Raw genomic sequence first — 3387 nt, forward strand, 5'->3', positions numbered from 1 at the left:
CACCGACGTGCTTGCGCAGCCAAGCCAGGTCGCGCTGCAGCGTGGCGCCTGGGACGACGAGGAAGTAGGCGGTTTCCGACAACCGCGAGACGGTCAGGTCGCTCTCGATGCCGCCGCGCTTGTTGAGCATCTGGGTGTAGACGATCTTGCCCGGCGCGACGTCCATGTCGTTGGCGCATAGTCTTTGCAGGAAGGCACAGGCGTCGCGGCCCTCGACGCGGATTTTGCCGAACGAGGTCATGTCGAACAGGCCGACGCCATTCCTGACCGCGAGATGTTCTTCGCGCTGGTTGTCGAACCAGTTCTGGCGCTTCCAGGAATAGCGGTATTCGCGCTCCTGGCCCTCGCGTGCGAACCAGTTGGCGCGCTCCCAGCCGGCGACTTCGCCGAACACGGCGCCGCGCGCCTTCAGATGCTCGTGCAGCGGCGAACGCCTGACATTGCGCGACGTCGCCATCTGCCGATAGGGGAAATGGTCGGCATAGAGCAGGCCGAGCGTTTCGGAGACGCGCTCCTTCAAATAGCGGCGGTTCTTCTGGAACGGCTGTGCGCGGCGGATGTCGACTTCCCACAGGTCGAAGGGGGCTTCGCCGTCATTGATCCACTGCGCCAGCGCCATGCCGGCGCCTCCGGAGGAGACGATGCCGATCGAATTGTAGCCGGTCGCCATCCAGTAGCCGGCCAGTTCCGGCGCCTCGCCGAGATAGTAGCGGTCGTCGGGCGTAAAACTCTCAGGACCATTGAAGAAGGTGTGGATGCCGGCGGTCGCCAGCATCGGCATGCGGTTAACGCCCATTTCGAGGATCGGCTCGAAATGCTCCATGTCCTCAGGCAGTTGGTCGAAGCAGAAATCCTCGCTTATGCCGTCCATGCCCCACGGCTTGGCCACCGGCTCGAAGGCGCCCAGCATCATCTTGCCGGCGTCTTCCTTGTAGTAGGCGCACTCATCGGGCACGCGCAGCACCGGCAGACGGGTGAGGCCGGGGATCGGTTCGGTGACGAGGTAAAAATGCTCGCAGGCGTGCAGCGGTATGGTGACGCCGTTCTGCGCTCCCAGTTCGCGGGCCCACATGCCGGCGCAGTTGACGACGATGTCGGCCTCGATCGTGCCTTGCTCTTCGCCTTGCGCCCAGGACACGCCGGTGACGCGGCCGGCCTTGCTGTGGACCTTGGTGACCTTGACATTCTCGACGATGGTGGCGCCGCGCTGGCGCGCGCCCTTGGCCAGGGCCATGGCGATATTGGCGGGGTCGCACTGGCCGTCGAGCGGCAGATGCACGGCGCCGACGACATCGGAAACATTGAGATGCGGGTACATCTCGCTGACTTCCCTGGGCGAAATCTCGCGGACATCGACATCGAAGGCACGCGCCAGCGACGCTTGCCTGTAGATCTCGTGCTTGCGCTCCTCGGTCAGCGCCACGGTGATCGAACCGACCTGGCGCATGCCGGTGCCGACCTCGGTCTCGGCTTCCAGCTTGACGTAGAGGTCGGCGGAATATTTCGCCAGCCGCGTCATGTTCTGCGAGCCGCGCAGCTGGCCGATCAGGCCGGCGGCATGCCATGTCGTGCCCGACGTCAGCTGTTTGCGTTCGAGAAGCACGATATCGGTCCAGCCAAGCTTGGCCAGGTGATAGGCGACCGAACAGCCGGAAACGCCGCCGCCGATGATGACCGCCCTTGCTTTGGCGGGAACTGCCTTGGCGGTCATGCTGCCTCGCGACGGTAGCTGGAAGCAAAGCGGCGCAGACGAAGTGCAGCTTCCTGCAGCACCGGTTCGGGCTGGCAGAGACTGATTCGAATGTGGCCGGCGGCGGCCTCGCCGAAGCTGGAGCCGGGCATGACGCCGACCTTTTCCTTGTCGAGCAGGGCCCAGGCGAATTTCTCATCGTCTGGTTCGACGGCCGAGATGTCGAGCATGACATACATGCCGCCCTCCGAACCGCGCACGGTCACGTCGTTCATGCCCCGCACGGCGTCGAGCAAGACGGTGCGGCGTGCCGCGTAACGTTCGGCGATCTCCTTGACGCCGTAACGGTTCTCCAGCGCCTCGGAACAGGCGATCGAGATGAAGGCCGGCAGGCCGTAGGTCGTCACCAGATTGAGATTGATCATGAGCGTGATCATCTCCTCCGGTCCCGTCAGCCAGCCCATGCGCCAGCCGGTCATGCCGTGGCTCTTGGACATCGAATTGATGACCAGCGTACGCTCGGCCATCCCTGGCAGCGAGCGCGGCGAGACGTGCTCGCCGCCGCCGAGCGTCCAGTAGACTTCGTCCGACAGCAGCCAGAGGTCGTGCTCCCGGCAGACTTCTGCCAGTTGCTCCAGCCGCTCGCGCGAATAGACCGCACCTGTCGGATTGTTCGGCGTGTTGATCAGGATGGCGCGCGTGTTCGGCCGGATTGCCGCGCGGATCATGTCGGCACGTGGCTGGAAGCCATCCTCGGCCGGTGTCTCGACGACGGTGAAATCAGCGCCTGCGGCGCTGAACGTGTTGGGATAGGTGGCATAATAGGGCGCCACGACGATGGCGTGGTCGCCCTGGTCGAGCACGCCCTGCACGGCCGCGTAGAGTGCGGCCTGGCCGCCCGGCGTGGCGATGACCTGATCCGGCGACGTCTCGACGCCGGTGCAAGCGCTCGAGGCCGCCGCCATCGCCTTGCGCAGGCGCGGCAGGCCGGGAAGCGGGGTGTAGTGATGATTGCTGCCGCGAACCGCGGTCACACAGGCTTCGATCGTCTGCGAAGGCGTATCGAAATCATGGTCGCCGACCGACAGCATGATGATGTCTTCGCCGGCCTCCTTGCGCGTCCAGGCGGCGAAATGGACTTCCCAGCCGTCCTTGCCCGAAGGCACGATGCCGGAAATGCGCGATGATGGTCTAGGCATGCAAAACTCCCGAAATTTCGTAGCCGGCCTGTTCGAGCCGGTCGCGCAGAGCGGCGATGTGCGGAGGTCCGACTTCGCAGCAGCCGCCAACGATGCTTGCCCCAGCCTCGACCCAGCCGATCGCCTGGTCGGCATATGCATCCGGGCCAAGGTCGTGACGGGCGTGCAGCACATCGACGGTGCCGCCGTGCTTGAGCGCTTCGGTTGACGTGAAACCGTTGGCGTAGGCGCCGACCGGGCCGCCGAGGCCGATCAGTTCAGGCAAAGCCGCGGCGATTGCTTCCGGCCGGCAGCAATTGACCAGCCGCGCGGCGACTGCCAGGCCGTCGAGCGCGCTTGCCGCGGTGGCTATTGCTTCGCCGCTGCGCAGCCGCGGCTTGCCGTGGTCGGCCAGCGTCCACGACACCCATACCGGCTTGCCGCTTTCCGATGCCGCGGTGACCGCCGCGCGGGCTTCGTCCGCCGACGCCATGGTTTCACACAGGAAAAGGTCGACGC

3 protein-coding genes are annotated in these 3387 nt (G+C 65.3%); all 3 read right to left on the minus strand.

Annotated elements, in window-relative coordinates; translation table 11 throughout:
* On the minus strand, positions 1-1711 hold a 1711-nt coding region (locus tag EOC06_RS33455; RefSeq protein WP_245470301.1), incomplete at its 3' end, for an FAD-dependent oxidoreductase.
* Positions 1708-2889, minus strand: coding sequence for a pyridoxal phosphate-dependent aminotransferase (locus EOC06_RS33460; protein ID WP_027034771.1), 1182 nt, complete (start codon positions 2887-2889; stop codon positions 1708-1710). The genes EOC06_RS33460 and EOC06_RS33455, both read right to left, overlap by 4 nt.
* Positions 2882-3387, minus strand: a 506-nt coding sequence (locus EOC06_RS33465) for a homocysteine S-methyltransferase family protein (RefSeq protein ID WP_164898888.1), incomplete at its 5' end; no start/stop codon positions are given. The genes EOC06_RS33465 and EOC06_RS33460, both read right to left, overlap by 8 nt.

It is taken from the genome of Mesorhizobium sp. M7A.F.Ca.MR.362.00.0.0 (assembly GCF_004023175.1).
In the GTDB taxonomy this organism is placed as follows: domain Bacteria; phylum Pseudomonadota; class Alphaproteobacteria; order Rhizobiales; family Rhizobiaceae; genus Mesorhizobium.